Below are 15,314 nucleotides of genomic sequence, written 5' to 3'. Positions count from 1 at the left end.
CACCGTTCCCTCGCACGCTCCGGCACACCCCTCTCTCAGAGGCTCCGCCGCACCACACCCCCCGCCACCGCCCGCTGCCTCGGTGCCCCCGCGCCCGTCCAGCACGTGCCCCGCCGCGCGAGCAGTCTCCGCAGCCACACCTCCACGGAGACGATCTCGGCCAGCCCGTCCAGTGGAAGGTCCGCCCCCTCCGCCGCGGCCTGCAGCGCCCCCCGGACGACCGCCGACTCGACCAGCCCCGCGTCCGCCAGCAGCGGTGCGTCGAAGAGCTGCCCCAGCGGGGCCGCGTAGGCGCGCAGGCCGGCGCGTACCGCCGCGGCGTGCGCCGCGTGCGAGGTGGCCCCCCAGCCTGGCGGCAGGTCACGGATGCCCGAGCCCGACAGGACCGCGCGCAACACCGCCGCGCGCGCCCCGGGTTGAACACGGAGCGCCTCGGGGAGCGCGCGGCAGGCCCGTACGACCTGGTTGTCGAGGAAGGGGGCGTGCAGCCGCTGCCCCCGGATCTCGGCGGCCTGTTCGAGCACGCGGTGGTCGGCGGCGTACCGGCCGAGCGCGGCGGCGGCCCGCTGCTCCCCCGGCCGCCGCGGTGGCCCCGACGGCCGCACGGCCGCGGCCTGGAGCCGGACCGACACCTCCGCCAGCGCCTCGCCCGTCAGCCACCGCGCCGCGGGCCCGGGCCGGCACCAGGTGAGGGCCGCCAGCGAGGCGTCCACGGCCCCGCCCGGCGCGCCGCCCGCGGCGGCGGCCCCGGAGGACAGCAGCCGGGCGGCCACCTCCTCCAGCCCCTCCCGGCAGGAGGTGCGCGCCAGCCGGCGCGCCGCCCGGTAGACCGTGAAGGGGACGACCGCCGAGTGCGCCGCCGGACCGGCCGCGCGGGCCAACGCCGTGACCGGGCGCACCAGATGCCGTCTGCGACGGCCCATCAGCAGATCCGCCAGCCGCGCCGGATGGGCGTCCAGCACCTGCCGCGCCCCGTGCCCCGTCAGGTGGTCGGCGCTGCCCGCGGCGAGCCGGCGGCGGTGGCGTTCGGCGGTGACGAGGGAGGGCCCCGGCTCGTCGGTGAGCGGGCCGCTCATCAAGTCGGCGTAGGGCAGGGCCTCTTCGGCCGCGGCCACGACGACGTGGTGGAGCCGGGGATCGGCCGCCAGCGCGCGGGCCCGTTCGAGCTCGGACTCGCGCGCCCGTCCGCCGCCCGCCACCAGGTCGTTGAAGGTGACGACGAGCAGCCGCTCGCCCGCCCCGGCGCCGTGTCCCGGCGGCGTCCCCGGCAGGCCGGGCAGCCCGGCGGCGAGCAGGGCGAGGGTGGCGGAGGCGCTGCCGCCGGAGAGGTCGGCGCCGATGCCGGGCGCCGGGACGCCGCGCGCCGCCCGCCGGAAGGCCGGCCCCATGCCGGGGACGGGACCGGGGTCGCGGCCGCCGGGGAACCCCGTGGCGAGGTCCGGCGCGTGGCGCGGCGCGGCGAAGCGGGTGCGCACCGCCTCGACGAGGGCCTCGCGCACGCCCTCGACGGCCTGCTGGGCGTCGGCCTCGGGGGCGGCGACGGCGAGCGAGGCGGTCGGCTCGTACCCCACGACGTCCCGGGCGCCGTCGCGCACGATCAGCGCGTGCCCCGGGGGTACGCGCCGCACGCCCGCGTAGGGCGTGCCGTCGCCGAGCGCCTCCGGGGAGTCGGGGCAGGCGAGGAACGCGGCGAGGTACCCCACGTCGAGCTGGGCCTCGACGAGGTCGGCCAGCGGCAGGGCGGCGGTCGCGTACGCGGTGCCGCCCGCCCAGGCCGTGTGGAAGACGGGCCGCGCGCCGGCCAGGTCCCCGGCGACGGTGATGCGGCGGCCGATCTGGGCGACGGCGGTGTAACTGCCGGGCCAGGCGGTCAGATGGCGCAGCGCGCCGCCGCGCGCGGCGAGCAGCCCGGCGCGCAACTGGTCGTCGTCGGCGCCGCAGCGGCCGAGGACGGCGAGCCGGGTGACGAAGGAGGAGTTCCGGGACGGGCCCCCGTCGGCGTGGACGACGCGCACCTCGTCCGGCCGCCAGTCGCCGACGGCCCACAGCGGATCCGGTTCCTCCCACAGGAGTTGGGCGCCCACGGGGTGCACGGCCGGGGCGCCGCCTCCGGAGCCGGCCCCGGAGGCGGTGCAGCTCCACCCCACCAACCAGCGCATCGCCGCCTCCACAAGCTGTGGACAACCATCGGGTAGCAGTCATCATGCACAGCGAGGCGGACGACGCGACATGGAACGGGCGACTCCCGATCACCCTCGATACGTCAACGGGCCCCGAACCGGGGCGAAATGGCGTCACGTCCTGGCCCGTGCGCACACCATGCTGCCACGGTTGACGGCGTATGAAACCGGTTCGGCGGACGCGCCGGACGTCCGGCGGGGCGGGCGCACGACCGGATCCGGCCGTTTTCGGCACGGCGGCCGGCGGGGCCCACCGGCCCCTCAACTGCCGTGCCGCGGCGCATTTTCCGGCCCCTCCGGGGCGGGCAACGGCGCAGTCCGGGAGGCGCGAGCCGCACCTCCCGGACCGGTCCGCCGCCCGCGGGGAATGAGGCGACGGCTTCCCCCAGCCCACTGGATCCAGTCAGCGGGCCGACCCACGCGACACCCATGGAACCGCCCCGGCGATGGCGGATACAAGGCGCACGGCGGGCGCACGGCCACACACAGCCGGAGCACGTGCCCCTCGGTGCACGCGCATGCGGACCAGAATCTCGCCATCCGGGACAACGCCCCTTAACGGTCGGGATGTGGGGAACTACGCTGGGTTTACGAATGCCCCGCGCCTATGCCGGGGCGGGCATCGTTGTTGCCGAGGGGTGCGCATGTCCAGGGAGCCACGCGGACCGAACGAGAAGCTGGGCACCGTCCTCGCTCTCGCGGGGATCAGCAACGCCGGTCTGGCGCGGAGGGTCAACGACCTCGGTGCGCAGCGGGGATTGACGCTCCGGTACGACAAGACGTCCGTGGCCCGCTGGGTGTCGAAGGGCATGGTCCCGCAGGGCGCGGCCCCGCACCTCATCGCGGCGGCGATAGCGGGCAAGCTCGGCCGGCCCGTCCCGCTGCACGAGATCGGGCTCGCCGAGGCGGACCCCGCACCGGAGGTGGGGCTCGCGTTCCCGCGCGATGTCGGCCAGGCGGTGCGCTCCGCGACCGAGCTGTACCGGCTGGATGCCGCCGGCCGGCGCGGCGGCGGCAGCATCTGGCAGAGTCTCGCCGGTTCGTTTTCCGTCAGCGCGTACTCCACCCCCGCCTCGCGCTGGCTGATAACCCCGGCCGACAGTTCGGTGGCGCGCGATCCGGAGCAGGCGGCCGGCACCGTCCCGGACTGCGGGCTCCCGCAACGTGTCGGCCACAGCGACGTCGCCAAGCTCCGGGAGGCCGCGGACGACGCGCGCCGCTGGGACTCCAAGTACGGCGGCGGCGACTGGCGTTCGTCGATGGTGCCGGAGTGCCTGCGGGTCGACGCCGCGCCGCTGCTCCTCGGCTCGTACACCGACGAGGTGGGCCGCGCGCTCTTCGGCGCCACGGCCGAACTCACGCGCCTCGCCGGGTGGATGGCCTTCGACACGGGCCAGCAGGAGGCCGCGCAGCGGTACTACATCCAGGCCCTGCGGCTGGCCCGCGCCGCCGCCGACGTCCCGCTCGGCGGCTACGTCCTCGCCTCGATGAGCCTCCAGGCCACCTACCGCGGCTACGCGGACGAGGGCGTCGACCTCGCCCAGGCCGCCCTGGAGCGCAACCGCGGCCTGGCCACGGCCCGCACGATGAGCTTCTTCCGCCTCGTCGAGGCGCGCGCCCAGGCCAAGGCGGGCGACCAGCCGGCCTGCGGGGCCGCGCTCAAGGCCGCCGAGGGCTGGCTGGAGCGGGCGCGTTCCGGCGACCCGGACCCGTCCTGGCTGGACTTCTACACCCAGGAGCGGTTCGCCGCGGACGCCGCCGAGTGCTACCGCGACCTGCGCATGCCGCGGCAGGTGCAGCGCTTCACCGAACAGGCGCTGTCGCGGCCCACGGAGGAGTTCGTGCGCTCGCACGGGCTGCGGCTGGTGGTCTCGGCCGTCGCCGAGCTGGAGTCCGGCAACCTCGACGCGGCGTGCGCGGCGGGGGTGCGGGCGGTCGAGGTCGCGGGGCGCATCTCCTCGGCGCGCACCACCGAGTACGTCCGCGACCTGCTGCACCGGCTGGAGCCGTACGGCAACGAGCCGCGGGTGGTGGAGCTGCGGGAGCGGGCGCGGCCGTTGCTGACGATGACGACGGCGGTCTGACTCCTGGGCGCCACGGCGCCGTTGCTCGCGCATCGTCCCTGGTCCGGGGATGTTTCGGCCCGTTGTCAGTGGCGCACGTCATCATAGGGACCGTGAGTCGGCGAGAGCGGGTACCGGCGGTCGGTGCGGGGAGCGCGGGGAGGTGACCCAATGGCGGCGTACGACGCGGCGTACGACGGTGACGTGCTGGTGATCGGGGGCGGCATCGTGGGCCTGTCGACGGCCTACGCGCTCACGCGTGCCGCGCCGGGCACGAGGGTCGTGGTGCTGGAGAAGGAGCCCGGCCCGGCCCGCCACCAGACCGGGCGCAACAGCGGGGTGATCCACAGCGGGCTCTACTACCGGCCGGGTTCGCTGAAGGCGCGGTTCGCGGTGCAGGGCGCGGCGGAGATGGTGAAGTTCTGCACCGAGCACGGGCTGCCGCACGAGGTCACGGGCAAGCTCGTCGTCGCCACGGACCACGCCGAGCTGCCCCGCCTGCACGCCCTCGTCCAGCGCGGCCGGGAGAACGGCATCCCCGTACGGGAGTTGGGGCGCGCCCAGATAGCCGAGTTCGAGCCGGAGGTGCGCGGCATCGGCGCCATCCACGTCGGCACCACGGGCGTCTGCGACTTCGGCGCCGTCGCCGCGTGCCTGGCCCGCCTCGCCGAGGACGCGGGGGCGTCGGTGCGGTACGGGGCGGAGGTCCGCGTGATCGGCCGACGCGGCGCCGCCGTCGCGGTCCGTACGGCGGACGGCACGGTGCTCCGGGCCCGCGCCCTGGTCAACTGCGCGGGGCTGCACAGCGACCGGATCGCGCGGCTGGCCGGTGACGACCCGGGCATGCGGATCGTCCCCTTCCGGGGGGAGTACTACGAGCTGGCCCCCGCCGCCCGGGCCCTGGTCCGCGGTCTCGTCTACCCGGTGCCCGACCCGGCCTTCCCCTTCCTCGGCGTCCACCTCACCCGGGGCGTCGACGGCCGCGTCCACCTCGGGCCCAACGCCGTTCCCGCCCTGGCCCGCGAGGGGTACGCGTGGCGGGCCGTGCGCCCCGCCGAGCTGGCCGGCACGGCCGCGTACCCCGGCGTCTGGCGGCTGGCCCGCCGCCACTGGCGGTACGGGGCCGACGAGGTCCGCCGCTCCCTCTCCAAGCCCGCCTTCACGGCCGCGGTCCGGCGCCTGCTCCCCGGCGTGACCGCCGACGACCTGATACCCGCCCCGTCCGGGGTCCGCGCCCAGGCGGTCCTGCGGGACGGCTCGCTGGCCGACGACTTCCTCTTCGCCGGCTCGCCGCGCATGGTGCACGTACTGAACGCGCCGTCCCCGGCCGCGACGGCGTCCCTGCCGATCGGGCGGGAGGTGGCGCGGAGGGTGCTGGCGGAGCTGCGCTGAGGGCTGGAGGCGCTGGGGCTGGGGCTGGGGCGCTTTCGGAACCGGGAGGCTCTTCGGGATCGGGAGCCTCTTCGGAACCGGGAGCCTCTTCGGGACCGGAAGGCTCTTCGGAACCGGAAGGCGCATTCGGCACAGGAGGGCGCATTCGGCACCGGGAGGCGCTTCCGGCACGCCCGTACTATGGAAGGACTGTGTCCGAGAACCACGCCGCCACGGCCTCCCAGCAGACCACCGCCCCCGCCGTCCCCGCCCCGGGCCGACGCCGGGAGCCGATGTTCCCTGACGGCCCGGCCCCGGACCCGGCCGGCTCGCACCACGAGCGCCGCATCCGCTCCTTCCAGCCGCGCCGCAGCCGCGTCACGGCCGGGCAGGGCGAGGCGCTGCGCCGCCTGTGGCCGAAGTGGGGCCTGGACATCGACGGCCTGAGCCGGATCGACCTGGGCGAGCTCTTCGGCGACCCCGCCATGCCGGTCGTCCTGGAGATCGGCTTCGGCATGGGCGAGGCCACGGCGCAGATGGCCGCCGCCGCCCCCGGCACCGGCATCCTCGCCTGCGACGTGCACACCCCCGGGCAGGGCAACCTGCTCGCGCTCGCCGAGCGCAACGGCCTGACGAACGTCCGGGTCGCCAACGGCGACGCGATCATCCTGCTGCGCGAGATGCTCGCCCCCGAGTCCCTCGCCGGGATCCGCGTCTACTTCCCGGACCCCTGGCCCAAGAAGCGCCACCACAAGCGCCGGCTGATCCAGCCGGAATTCCTGGCCCTGGCCGCGACCCGGCTGGCCCCCGGCGCCCTGCTCCACTGCGCGACCGACTGGGAGCCGTACGCGGAGCAGATGCTGGAGGTCCTGACCGAGGCCCCCGGCTTCGAGAACACCCAGCCCGACGGCGGCTTCGCCCCGCGCCCCGGGTTCCGCCCGCTGACCCGCTTCGAGGGCCAGGGCCTGGAGAAGGGCCACGTGGTGCGCGACCTGCTGTTCCGCCGCGCCTAAAGCCGCCCGTCGCCCGTCCGGCGGTGGTTAAGGTCAACGGGTGCATGAGTCCCAGCAACGGCCCGCCCCCGCGGGCCCTATAGCCCCGCCGCCCGCCCCGGCCTTCCGGCACTACCGCCCCCGCCGCGCGCTCTGGGACAACAAGGCCGTACGCGCCGGCACGCTCGTCCTGCTGCTGGCCCTGTGCGGCCTGCTGATCCTCGCCCTGGTGCGCGAGCAGACCGGCACGGCGGGCTTCCTGGTGGGCCTGGGGCTGGCGGTCCTCCCGGTCCCACTCCTGATCGCCGCCTTCCGCTGGATGGACCGCGTCGAGCCCAAGCCCTGGCGCAACCTGGTCTTCGCCTTCGCCTGGGGCGCCTGCGCGGCCACCCTCGTCGCCCTCCTCGCGAACGGCTACGCCACGAAGTGGCTCATGAACACGATCGACATCGCCCACCGCGAGGAGGCCGGCTCCTTCGGCGCGACCTTCGTGGCCCCCGTGGTGGAGGAGTCCGCCAAGGCCGTGGCCATCCTCCTCCTCTACCTCTACCGCCGCCGGGACTTCAACACCACCGTGGACGGCGTGGTGGTCGCCGGCATGACGGCCACCGGCTTCGCCTTCACGGAGAACATCCTCTACCTCGGCAACGCCTACGCCTCCGACCAGTCCTTCGGCGCCTCGGGCTTCACCACCACCGCGGCCACGTTCGTCGTCCGCGTCCTGATGTCCCCCTTCGCCCACCCCCTCTTCACCTCCATGACCGGCCTGGGCTTCGGCATAGCCGCCGCCCTCCCCGCCCACCGCCGCGCCCTGCGCACCCTGATCCCCTGCGTCGGCCTCCTCACGGCGATGGTCCTCCACTCCGTCTGGAACGGCTCCGCCTCCCTCCCCGGCCTCGGCTTCCTCATCGTCTACGCCCTGTTCATGGTCCCGGTCTTCGGCACCCTCACCTGGCTGACCATCTGGTCCCGCCAGACCGAACTCCGCACCATCCGCACCCACCTCCCGGAGTACCAGGCCGCGGGCTGGCTCACCCCGCCCGAGCCACTGGCCCTCTCGTCGATGCGGGCCCGCGCGATCGCCCGCGACGTCGCCAAACGCCACGGCGGCAAGCCCGCGGCCCACGCCGTCGCGGAGTACATCTCCTTCGCCACGTCACTGGCCTTCCTCCGCCAGCGCGCCTACGCGGGCCGCATGGACACCGACTTCCCGGCACGGGAGCAGGAGCTGCTGTACCACCTGTGGCAGCGCCGGGCCGTCGCCCAACCGGCGCTGGAGCGGGCGTCGTTGTCGGTGGTCCGCCCCGTTATGACGCCCCCGTCGTACGGGGTGGCGGGCCCGTACAGCCCGACTCCACCCGCGGCAGCGGGCCCAGTCTGGCAGCGACAGCCTTACGGTTCAGGGCCCGGGGAACGTCGGTGACGCCGTGCTGATTCCCCGTGGAGCGCCGGGGAATCAGCACGCGAAGTAACGTCAGGACTAGGCGTCGGTGCCCTCGCCAAGGACTCCTCGATCAGCCCATCGCGCCCGATGAGCGCGAATGCAATCCAGCCTTACCTGGTGCTCCTTGACCTTCCGCAGGAGGCCGACGGCCTTCTGCGTCAGACCGTCGATGACCTCGAAACCATCGGTCAGTTGCAGAGCCCCCCGATCAAATCGGACGTGGCAGTTGGCGCAGAGGCACAACACGTTCTCCACCACGTCATCCCCGTTATGGGGCTTCCCCAGAGCTTGAATGTGGGCGGCCTCGCTGTACGCTTCGCCACCTGGCGAGACGACCATGCGGAGTCCACAGATCTGGCACGTGTTGTTGTAGAGCCTCTTCACTTCCCTGACGACCCTGGAGTCGCGTAGCAGCCGCTCAGAGGTGACCACCCGCCGCACTTGCTCTTCGAGCGGCGTATCAGAAGCTCCATCGGGAGAGACGGGCTTCGGCTCGGCGATCTCGCCGGGAGCAAGCTTGACGAGCTTGAACTGACAGACGCGGAAGCCTTCCTTGCCCACGGTCATCCAGTGGTCAGCGACACGGTAAAGGCCGCGGTACTCATAACCACCCATCGCTCGGCGCCGCTTACCTTTACTGATCTTCAAGCCACGGATCACCCGCACCGGGTGGCCCAGCGCCTCGTTGAGGAGGAGGCCAGCGTTGCCGGGAGAATCCATGGTCTGATCGGCTACGAGCCGCCCCGTATCCCGGTCCCGCCCGCCTTCGCCGGTGTAGATGATCTCCAAGTCGCCATCTACATCATCGATATAGCCGCCCGAGAGGACGATCGAATCGACCCCCTCCCGGGCCGTACCCGAGATCCCCTGCCCAAGCTGTCGATGCACCCCCGCTGCATGCAGCTCCGCGTGGCCCTTGAACCACTGGCCTTCGACCACGCCTGGAGGGGTACCGAAGCTCACCGGATTCGCCTTCGTCATGCACGCATACTGCCAAGTGACCGCTCAATACGGTGTACGGGGGCGTCGAGCTGATTCTTCCCTGGCGGCCTGCGTGGCAGGGGCTTCTGCGGCTCCCGCCCCCGAACTGCCCGACTGCGGGGGCACTTGCTCGGACACCCCCAGCGGTGGCCGAGTAGCGGGTGGGCTGCTCGGGACCTGTGTGGGGGCGGGAGCTAGCCTCGGAGGCAGGCTTACGTATGACGTCTGCTGATGACTCTGATGCGGAGGTTGCCGCTATGGCAGGGATTGCTGGTGCAGTGACGCGGGTTCCGGCGGCTGTGACGGCTGCGGTCGGGCTGGTCGGGGGATACAGCGTGGCCCGGGTCACGAAGAAGCGGCCGTTGGGCGGGGTCGCGCTGGGGGTTGCCGGGGTGGTCGCGGCGCGGCAGTGGGCCGGGAAGGTGGGGTCCGGGAAGGCGGCGGCGTTGACCGGGCTGTATCTGGCCGGGTTCGCGGGATCTCATCCGCTGGCGAAGAAGGTGGGGGCGTGGCCTTCTGTGCTGGGGGTCACGGGAGTTGTGGCGGGGGCGTCGTGGGCCGTGGAGCGGACAGCGGCGAAGGGCTGATGTGACGGGCGGGGCCCAGGGGTTCACCCCGGGCCCCATGGCAGGGAATCCCCGTTACTCCGACGCCTCCGTCAGGCGCTCCAGCTCCTCCTCCGTCAGCTTCAGGTCCGTCAACGCCAGGAGCGGGCGGAGCTGTTCGGGGGTGCGGGCGCTGGCCAGGGGGGTGGCGACCGTGGGGCGGGAGGCGAGCCAGGCGAGGGCCACCGTGGCCACCTCGACGCCGTGTGCCGCGGCCACCTCGTCGAGGGCGGCGAGGACGCGGAGGCCGCGGTCCGTCGCGAGGTGCTTGGCGGCGCCCTCCGCTCGGGCGCTGTCGACCGTCGTGCCGGGGCGGTACTTGCCGGTGAGGAAGCCGGAGGCCAGGGCGTAGTAGGGGACGGCGGCCAGGCCGTGGCGGGCGGCGACGTCGGCGAGCGGGCCCTCGTACGTGTCGCGGGAGACGAGGTTGTACTCGGGCTGGATCGCGACGTACTTGGCGAGGCCGGCGGAGTCGGAGAACTCCAGGGCGGCGGCGAGGCGTTCGGCCGTGACGTTGGAGGCGGCGATCTCGCGGACCTTGCCCTCCCTCACCAGGGCGTCGAGGGTGGTGAGGTAGTCCTCGACCGGCAGGGACGGGTCGTCGTAGTGGGTGTAGTAGAGGTCGATGCGGTCGGTGCGGAGACGGCGGAGGGAGCCCTCGACGCCCTCTCTGACGGCCGTGGCGGACAGGCCGCGCTTCTCGGGGATGCCGGCACCGACCTTGGTGGCGACGACGATGTCGTCGCGGTTGCCACGGGCCGCCATCCAGTTGCCGATGACGGTCTCGGACTCGCCGCCGACGTTGCCGGGGGCCCAGGCGGCGTAGACGTCGGCGGTGTCGACGAAGTTGCCGCCGGCCTCGGCGTAGGCGTCCAGGACGGCGAAGGACTGCTGCTCGTCGGCGGTCCAGCCGAAGACGTTGCCGCCCAGGGCGAGCGGGTGGACGGACAGACTGCCGATCTTCCGGTTCTGGGTCATGTTGTCTGCCAGCGTGGCCGCCGGCCCGGTTATTCCATGGGACAGCCGGGCCGGCCGGGCCGTTCCACGGGAGGTGCGGGGGGCGTGGGCGGCGTGGGCGGCGCGGGCCAGTCGACCAGGGCCCTCGCGGGCAGGGGCTCGGTGTGCACGGACAGCGGCGTGGCGATGTCCTCCAGGGCGCGGCCCTCGGCCGGGACGGCCAGGAAGGCGGCGACCACCCCGGCCAGGCACATCAGCGTCGCGCCGATCTGGAAGGCGAGGACCGCGTCGCCGACGACCCCGCTGCTGGTGAGCTCGGCGAAGAGCAGCGGGCCGCTGATGCCGCCCGCCGCCGTGCCCACCGCGTAGAAGAAGGCGATGGCCATGGCGCGGGTCTCGGTCGGGAAGACCTCGGAGACGGTGAGGTACGCGCTGCTCGCGCCGGCGGAGGCGAAGAAGAGGACGACGCACCAGCAGGCGGTCAGCGTGAACGCGGTCAGGAGCCCGGCGTCGAAGAGCCAGGCCGTGACGAACAGGAGGGCGCCGGAGAGCAGGAAGGTGGACGAGATCATGACGCGCCGGCCGGCGGTGTCGAACAGCTTGCCCAGGAAGAGCGGGCCCAGGAAGTTGCCGACCGCTATCACGGCGAAGAAGTAGCCGGTGCGCGACGTGGAGACGCCGAAGAACTTGGTGAGGATCTCCCCGAAGCCGAAGGTGATGGCGTTGTAGAGGAACGCCTGGCCGATGAAGAGCGCGAGCCCCAGCACGGCGCGGCGCCGGTAGTCGGTGAAGACCGTACGGGCGATGTCGCGGAAGCCGGTGCTCTTGCGCTGGCGGATGGTGATGGTGCCGGCGGCCGGCTCGAGCGGGGTGCCCTTCTCCTCCTCGATGCGCCGCTCGATCGCGTCGACCAGCGTCTCGGCCTCGTCCGCCCGGCCGTGGATGAAGAGCCACCGCGGGCTCTCCGGGACGTGCCGGCGGACGAGCAGGATGACGAGGCCGAGGACGACGCCGAGCCCGAACGTCAGCCGCCAGCCGACGTCCTTCGGGAAGAGGCGGGTGTCCAGCAGGAATATCGCGAGCAGCGATCCGGCGATGGCGCCGAGCCAGAAGCTGCCGTTGATGATGAGATCGACGCGGCCCCGGTAACGGGCCGGAATCAGCTCGTCCACGGCCGAGTTGATGGCCGCGTACTCCCCGCCGATGCCGAAGCCCGTGATGAAGCGGAAGGCGAAGAACCACCAGGACGAGTACGAGAGCGACGTCAGCGCCGTCGCCCCCAGGTAGACGGCGAGCGTCACCATGAACAGCCGTTTTCGCCCGAAGCGGTCGGTCAGCCGGCCGAAGAAGAGGGCGCCCGCGCAGGCGCCCGAGACGTAGAGCGCCGCGGCCACGCCGGTGACCTGGGCCCCTGTGATGGGCAGGCCGCTGCCCTGCTCGGAGAGGCGCCCCGCGATGTTGCCGACGACCGTGACCTCCAGGCCGTCGAGGATCCAGACGGTGCCGAGGCCGATCACCACGGTCCAGTGCCACCGGGACCAGGGCAGCCGGTCCAGGCGTGAAGGCACGGAAGTGCTGATGGTCGCGGTCGTCACACCATCTGAGTTCCCGATCGTCCACGGAACATTCGCGGCAAAATTCCGCAGAGAGGCGTGGCGGGTACCCACCGGGAAAACAACGGCGCGCGGGGGCTCGTACGAGCTCCCCCGCGCGCCTCACCCCGGTCGAAGGGGCCCTCCGCCGGGCCCTGCGCAAGCGCGCTTCGCAGGCGCCCGTCCCGGGTTCTAGGGGTGCAGGCCCTTCGAGCGCAGCCAGTGCAGCGGGTCCACCGGGTGCCCGCCGTGCGGGCGGACCTCCAGGTGCAGGTGCGGACCGGTGACGTTGCCGGTCGCCCCGACCCGGCCGATGACCTGGCCGGGCGCGACCTCGCCGTGGGTGACGACCATGGACGACAGGTGGCAGAACCACAGCTCCGTCCCGTCGTCGAGGCGCAGCACGATGCGGTAGCCGTACGAGCCGGCCCAGCCGGCGTGGGTGATCCGGCCGCCGCTGACGGCCTTGACGGGGCTGCCCGTCGGGGCGGCGAAGTCGGTGCCGGTGTGGCGGTGCGACCACATGCCGCCGTGCGAACCGAACCGGGCCGTGATCCGGTACGAGGAGACGGGCAGGACGTAGCGGTGCTTGGCGCGCGCCATGCCCTCGGCGGCGCGCCGGGCCTCGGCCCGGGCCTTGCTCGCCTTGGCGGCGGCCTGCCGGGTGGCGGTGGTCTGCGGGCCGGTGGCCTGTGCGGCGGCGCGGGCGGCGGCCTCCGCGGAGTGGTGCGCGGCGCCCCGGACGGCGGAGCCGGCCTGGTGGCCGGCGCCCGCCGCGGTCTGCCGCGCGTGCGCCACGGCCTGGTCCGCCTGGGTCGCGGCCGCGCGGGCCTTCGCCGCGGCCATCCGCTGGGCGTCGGCCGCCGCCCGCTCCTGGGCGGGGGACCCGGCGGCGTCGTGGTGGGCGGCGGGGTCGGCCTGCTGGAGGATGCGGGCGCGCAGCGCCTCGCCGGCGTCGGCCGGGCCCTGGGGCGCGGCGTGAGCCTGAGCATCGGCCTGGGCCTGGGCCTCCGCATGCGGCCGGGTCCCGGTCGCCGCCGTCGCGGCGGTGGCGTCCTCGTCCCCGGACGCGGACGCGTACACGCCCCCGCCCGCCGCCGGATCCACGTCCGGCACGGATATCGGGGCCGGGCGCTCCTGCGCGGTCGCCACGCCGGCGCCCGCGCCGACCGCGGCGATCACTCCGGCGCCGAGCACCGCGCCGCCGCGGGCCATCGTGCCGCCGCGCTGCCTGGGCACCCGGTGCCGGCCGCGGACCGGGCCCTCGCCGTCCGCAACCGGGCCCCGGCCGTCGGGAGCCGGCTCGCCGGAAGGATCCGGTCCCGGCCAGGAGACGTGCGAACTGTCCTCGCCTGTGGGGCTGTTGGACGCCACGGGGGCGCTCTCCTTTCCTTCCTTCTCGCCTACCGGGTTAGCTGACGGGTTCGGAGGAGGAAGGTCTCCTACGGGCCGGCCCGAGGACCGTCCGATGCACCCCACGGGTTGGTGGTTCCCCGGTTCCCTCTGGTGTCCACGGGATTCGGCGAAGGCGCGCGGCGCCGCCTCTTGTGGCGGTGGAGGACCGCGTTGCGTTATCGAACGTTAATAGACAGGACTGGTGGTTTCCAAGCCGAAAGCGTGAATCCGGGGGGCGCTCGGAGAGAACGGGGAGCGTTCCGCACTGATGGTGTGTCACCCGTGATGCAGCGTGCCGGGGGGCGCGCCCTCAACGCCCCGGGTGCGCCCTCAGGTGGTCACGGCCATGGCCGTCGACGCGGTGGACGGCCAGCAGGGCCATGTCGTCGTCGGTGTGTCCGCCCGCGTGCCGGGCCACGTCCGCCGCGAGGAAGTCCAGGAGGCCGTCCGGGCTCCTGGACTGCAGTCCCGTCAGCCGCTCCCGCGGGTCGTAGAAGACGCCGGCCGCGTCCCGCGCCTCCGTCACCCCGTCGGTGAACAGCAGGAGCGTCGTGCCCGGCGGGAAGTCCCACTCCTCGACCCGGTCCGGCCAGTCCCCCTCCCCCAGGTCACCCATGCCCAGCGGCAGCGCGGGCGTGCGCGGGTGGGTCTCGCCGACCGAGCCGTCCGGATGGAGCAGCAGCGGGGGCGGATGGCCGCGGTTGACCAGGCGCAGGCGGCGGGTGCCGCCGTGCGGGACCTCGGCGAGGACGGCGGTGGTGAAGCCCTCGAACTGGTCGAGGTTCGCCCGGCGGTCGCCCTCGCGGCGGAGCGCGCTCTCCAGCCGGTGCGCCACGCCGTCCAGGGTGCGCTCCTGCTCCGCCGCCTCGCGGAACGCGCCGATCACGACGGCGACGGCCTCGACGGCGCCGAGTCCCTTGCCGCGGACGTCGCCGACGATCAGGCGGACGCCGTACGGGGTGTCCTGCACCGCGTACAGGTCGCCGCCGATCCCGGCGTCCGCCTGCGCCGCGACGTAGCGGGCCGCGATGCGCAGGCCGCCGACGCGGGCGGGCGGCACGGGCAGCACGGCCCGCTGCGCCGCCTCGGCGATGCCGCGCGCGGACCGGAGGCGGCTGTCGCTGCGGCGCACGACGCGGTTGATGCCGAGGGCGAGGAGGGAGACGGTCAGGACCGTCACGTTCTCGGTGACGGACTCGCCGGTGCTCGGGGAGCCGCGGTGGACGGTGATGTCGACGGACGCGAGGACGGCGATCGCGGCGACGACGGCCGTGGCGCGGGCGGAGAGGAGGGACGCGGCGACGAGGGGGGCGGCGGTGAAGAAGGGGGCGGAGTTGTAGTTGGGGGGTGTGAGGGAGGCGAAGACCTCGCCGGCGACGAGGAGGAGGGCGGGGAGCCAGCAGGCGGCTCGCCAGAGGGGGTTGGGGCGGGTGGGGGTGACGACCGCCGGGTCCCGAGCGGCGGCCTCTCCTCCCTCTCGCTTCCCCACCGTGTTCTCCTGCGGGTTGTGAGGTTTTCGCGGGGTGGTGCCGTGCGGGTTCTGCGCACGCCGCGTCCGCGCGGGTTCTGCGGGGGCGTCACGTGGAGGGCGGGCTCCGCGCGGTCCCGCTCCGGGCGCTCCGCCTCGCGGTTCCTTGCGGGGCGCCCCCGCCCCGGGCTCCCTTTCGGGGACGCTCACCCTCGCGAGGGTTCTCGTCCCACGATGGCCCGGGCGGGAGGGGGTGGCCAGTGGGG

Annotated in this window: 11 protein-coding genes and 1 riboswitch; of the genes, 5 read left to right on the top strand and 6 right to left on the bottom strand. The window is 74.1% G+C overall.

Annotation, left to right across the window (positions count from 1 at the left end; genetic code table 11):
• Positions 1 to 35: 35 nt before the first annotated feature.
• The gene (locus tag AC230_RS28610; RefSeq protein WP_049719236.1) at positions 36 to 2,159 is read right to left on the bottom strand and encodes an asparagine synthase-related protein; all 2,124 of its coding nucleotides are present in this window, start codon (positions 2,157 to 2,159) and stop codon (positions 36 to 38) included.
• 665 nt (positions 2,160 to 2,824) lie between these two features.
• On the opposite strand from AC230_RS28610, the gene AC230_RS28605 reads away from it, so the two are divergent.
• From AC230_RS28605 to AC230_RS28590, 4 genes are all read left to right on the top strand, one after another.
• Positions 2,825 to 4,264, top strand: coding sequence for an NsdA family TPR-like regulatory protein (locus AC230_RS28605; protein ID WP_049719235.1), 1,440 nt, complete (start codon positions 2,825 to 2,827; stop codon positions 4,262 to 4,264).
• A gap of 150 nt (positions 4,265 to 4,414) precedes the next feature.
• On the top strand, positions 4,415 to 5,635 hold the full coding sequence (gene lhgO / locus AC230_RS28600) for an L-2-hydroxyglutarate oxidase (protein WP_049719234.1): 1,221 nt from the start codon (positions 4,415 to 4,417) through the stop codon (positions 5,633 to 5,635).
• Between the two features lie 272 nt (positions 5,636 to 5,907).
• Positions 5,908 to 6,627, top strand: coding sequence for a tRNA (guanosine(46)-N7)-methyltransferase TrmB (gene trmB / locus AC230_RS28595; protein ID WP_078871690.1), 720 nt, complete (start codon positions 5,908 to 5,910; stop codon positions 6,625 to 6,627).
• Between the two features lie 40 nt (positions 6,628 to 6,667).
• Complete coding sequence (locus AC230_RS28590) at positions 6,668 to 8,029, top strand: PrsW family intramembrane metalloprotease (RefSeq protein WP_049719232.1); 1,362 nt, start codon at positions 6,668 to 6,670, stop codon at positions 8,027 to 8,029.
• Positions 8,030 to 8,086: 57 nt separating this feature from the next.
• Here the strand turns inward: AC230_RS28590 and AC230_RS28585 are convergent, their stop codons facing one another.
• Positions 8,087 to 9,031 carry a YDG/SRA domain-containing protein gene (locus AC230_RS28585; RefSeq protein ID WP_078871643.1) on the bottom strand — a complete coding sequence of 315 codons (945 nt, stop codon included), beginning with the start codon at positions 9,029 to 9,031 and terminating at the stop codon, positions 8,087 to 8,089.
• Positions 9,032 to 9,288: 257 nt separating this feature from the next.
• Here AC230_RS28585 and AC230_RS28580 point away from each other — a divergent pair, with 257 nt between their 5' ends.
• Positions 9,289 to 9,618 carry a hypothetical protein gene (locus AC230_RS28580; RefSeq protein ID WP_422125649.1) on the top strand — a complete coding sequence of 110 codons (330 nt, stop codon included), beginning with the start codon at positions 9,289 to 9,291 and terminating at the stop codon, positions 9,616 to 9,618.
• A gap of 54 nt (positions 9,619 to 9,672) precedes the next feature.
• On the opposite strand, the gene AC230_RS28575 is transcribed toward AC230_RS28580, so the two are convergent.
• From AC230_RS28575 to AC230_RS28560, 4 genes are all read right to left on the bottom strand, one after another.
• The gene (locus tag AC230_RS28575; RefSeq protein WP_049719229.1) at positions 9,673 to 10,614 is read right to left on the bottom strand and encodes an aldo/keto reductase; all 942 of its coding nucleotides are present in this window, start codon (positions 10,612 to 10,614) and stop codon (positions 9,673 to 9,675) included.
• A gap of 29 nt (positions 10,615 to 10,643) precedes the next feature.
• A complete protein-coding gene (locus AC230_RS28570; protein ID WP_338399832.1) occupies positions 10,644 to 12,206 on the bottom strand; it encodes an MFS transporter in 1,563 nt (520 codons plus the stop codon).
• Between the two features lie 171 nt (positions 12,207 to 12,377).
• Entirely contained in the window at positions 12,378 to 13,559 is a 1,182-nt protein-coding gene (locus AC230_RS28565; RefSeq protein ID WP_241833391.1) for a M23 family metallopeptidase, read from the bottom strand.
• A gap of 12 nt (positions 13,560 to 13,571) precedes the next feature.
• Positions 13,572 to 13,720, bottom strand: a riboswitch (cyclic di-AMP (ydaO/yuaA leader).
• A gap of 170 nt (positions 13,721 to 13,890) precedes the next feature.
• Entirely contained in the window at positions 13,891 to 15,069 is a 1,179-nt protein-coding gene (locus AC230_RS28560; protein ID WP_078871642.1) for a PP2C family protein-serine/threonine phosphatase, read from the bottom strand.
• Between the last annotated feature and the right edge of the window lie 245 nt (positions 15,070 to 15,314).

This window comes from Streptomyces caatingaensis (assembly GCF_001187435.1).
Taxonomy (GTDB): domain Bacteria; phylum Actinomycetota; class Actinomycetes; order Streptomycetales; family Streptomycetaceae; genus Streptomyces; species Streptomyces caatingaensis.
This window is presented reverse-complemented; position numbering and strand designations above follow the sequence as displayed.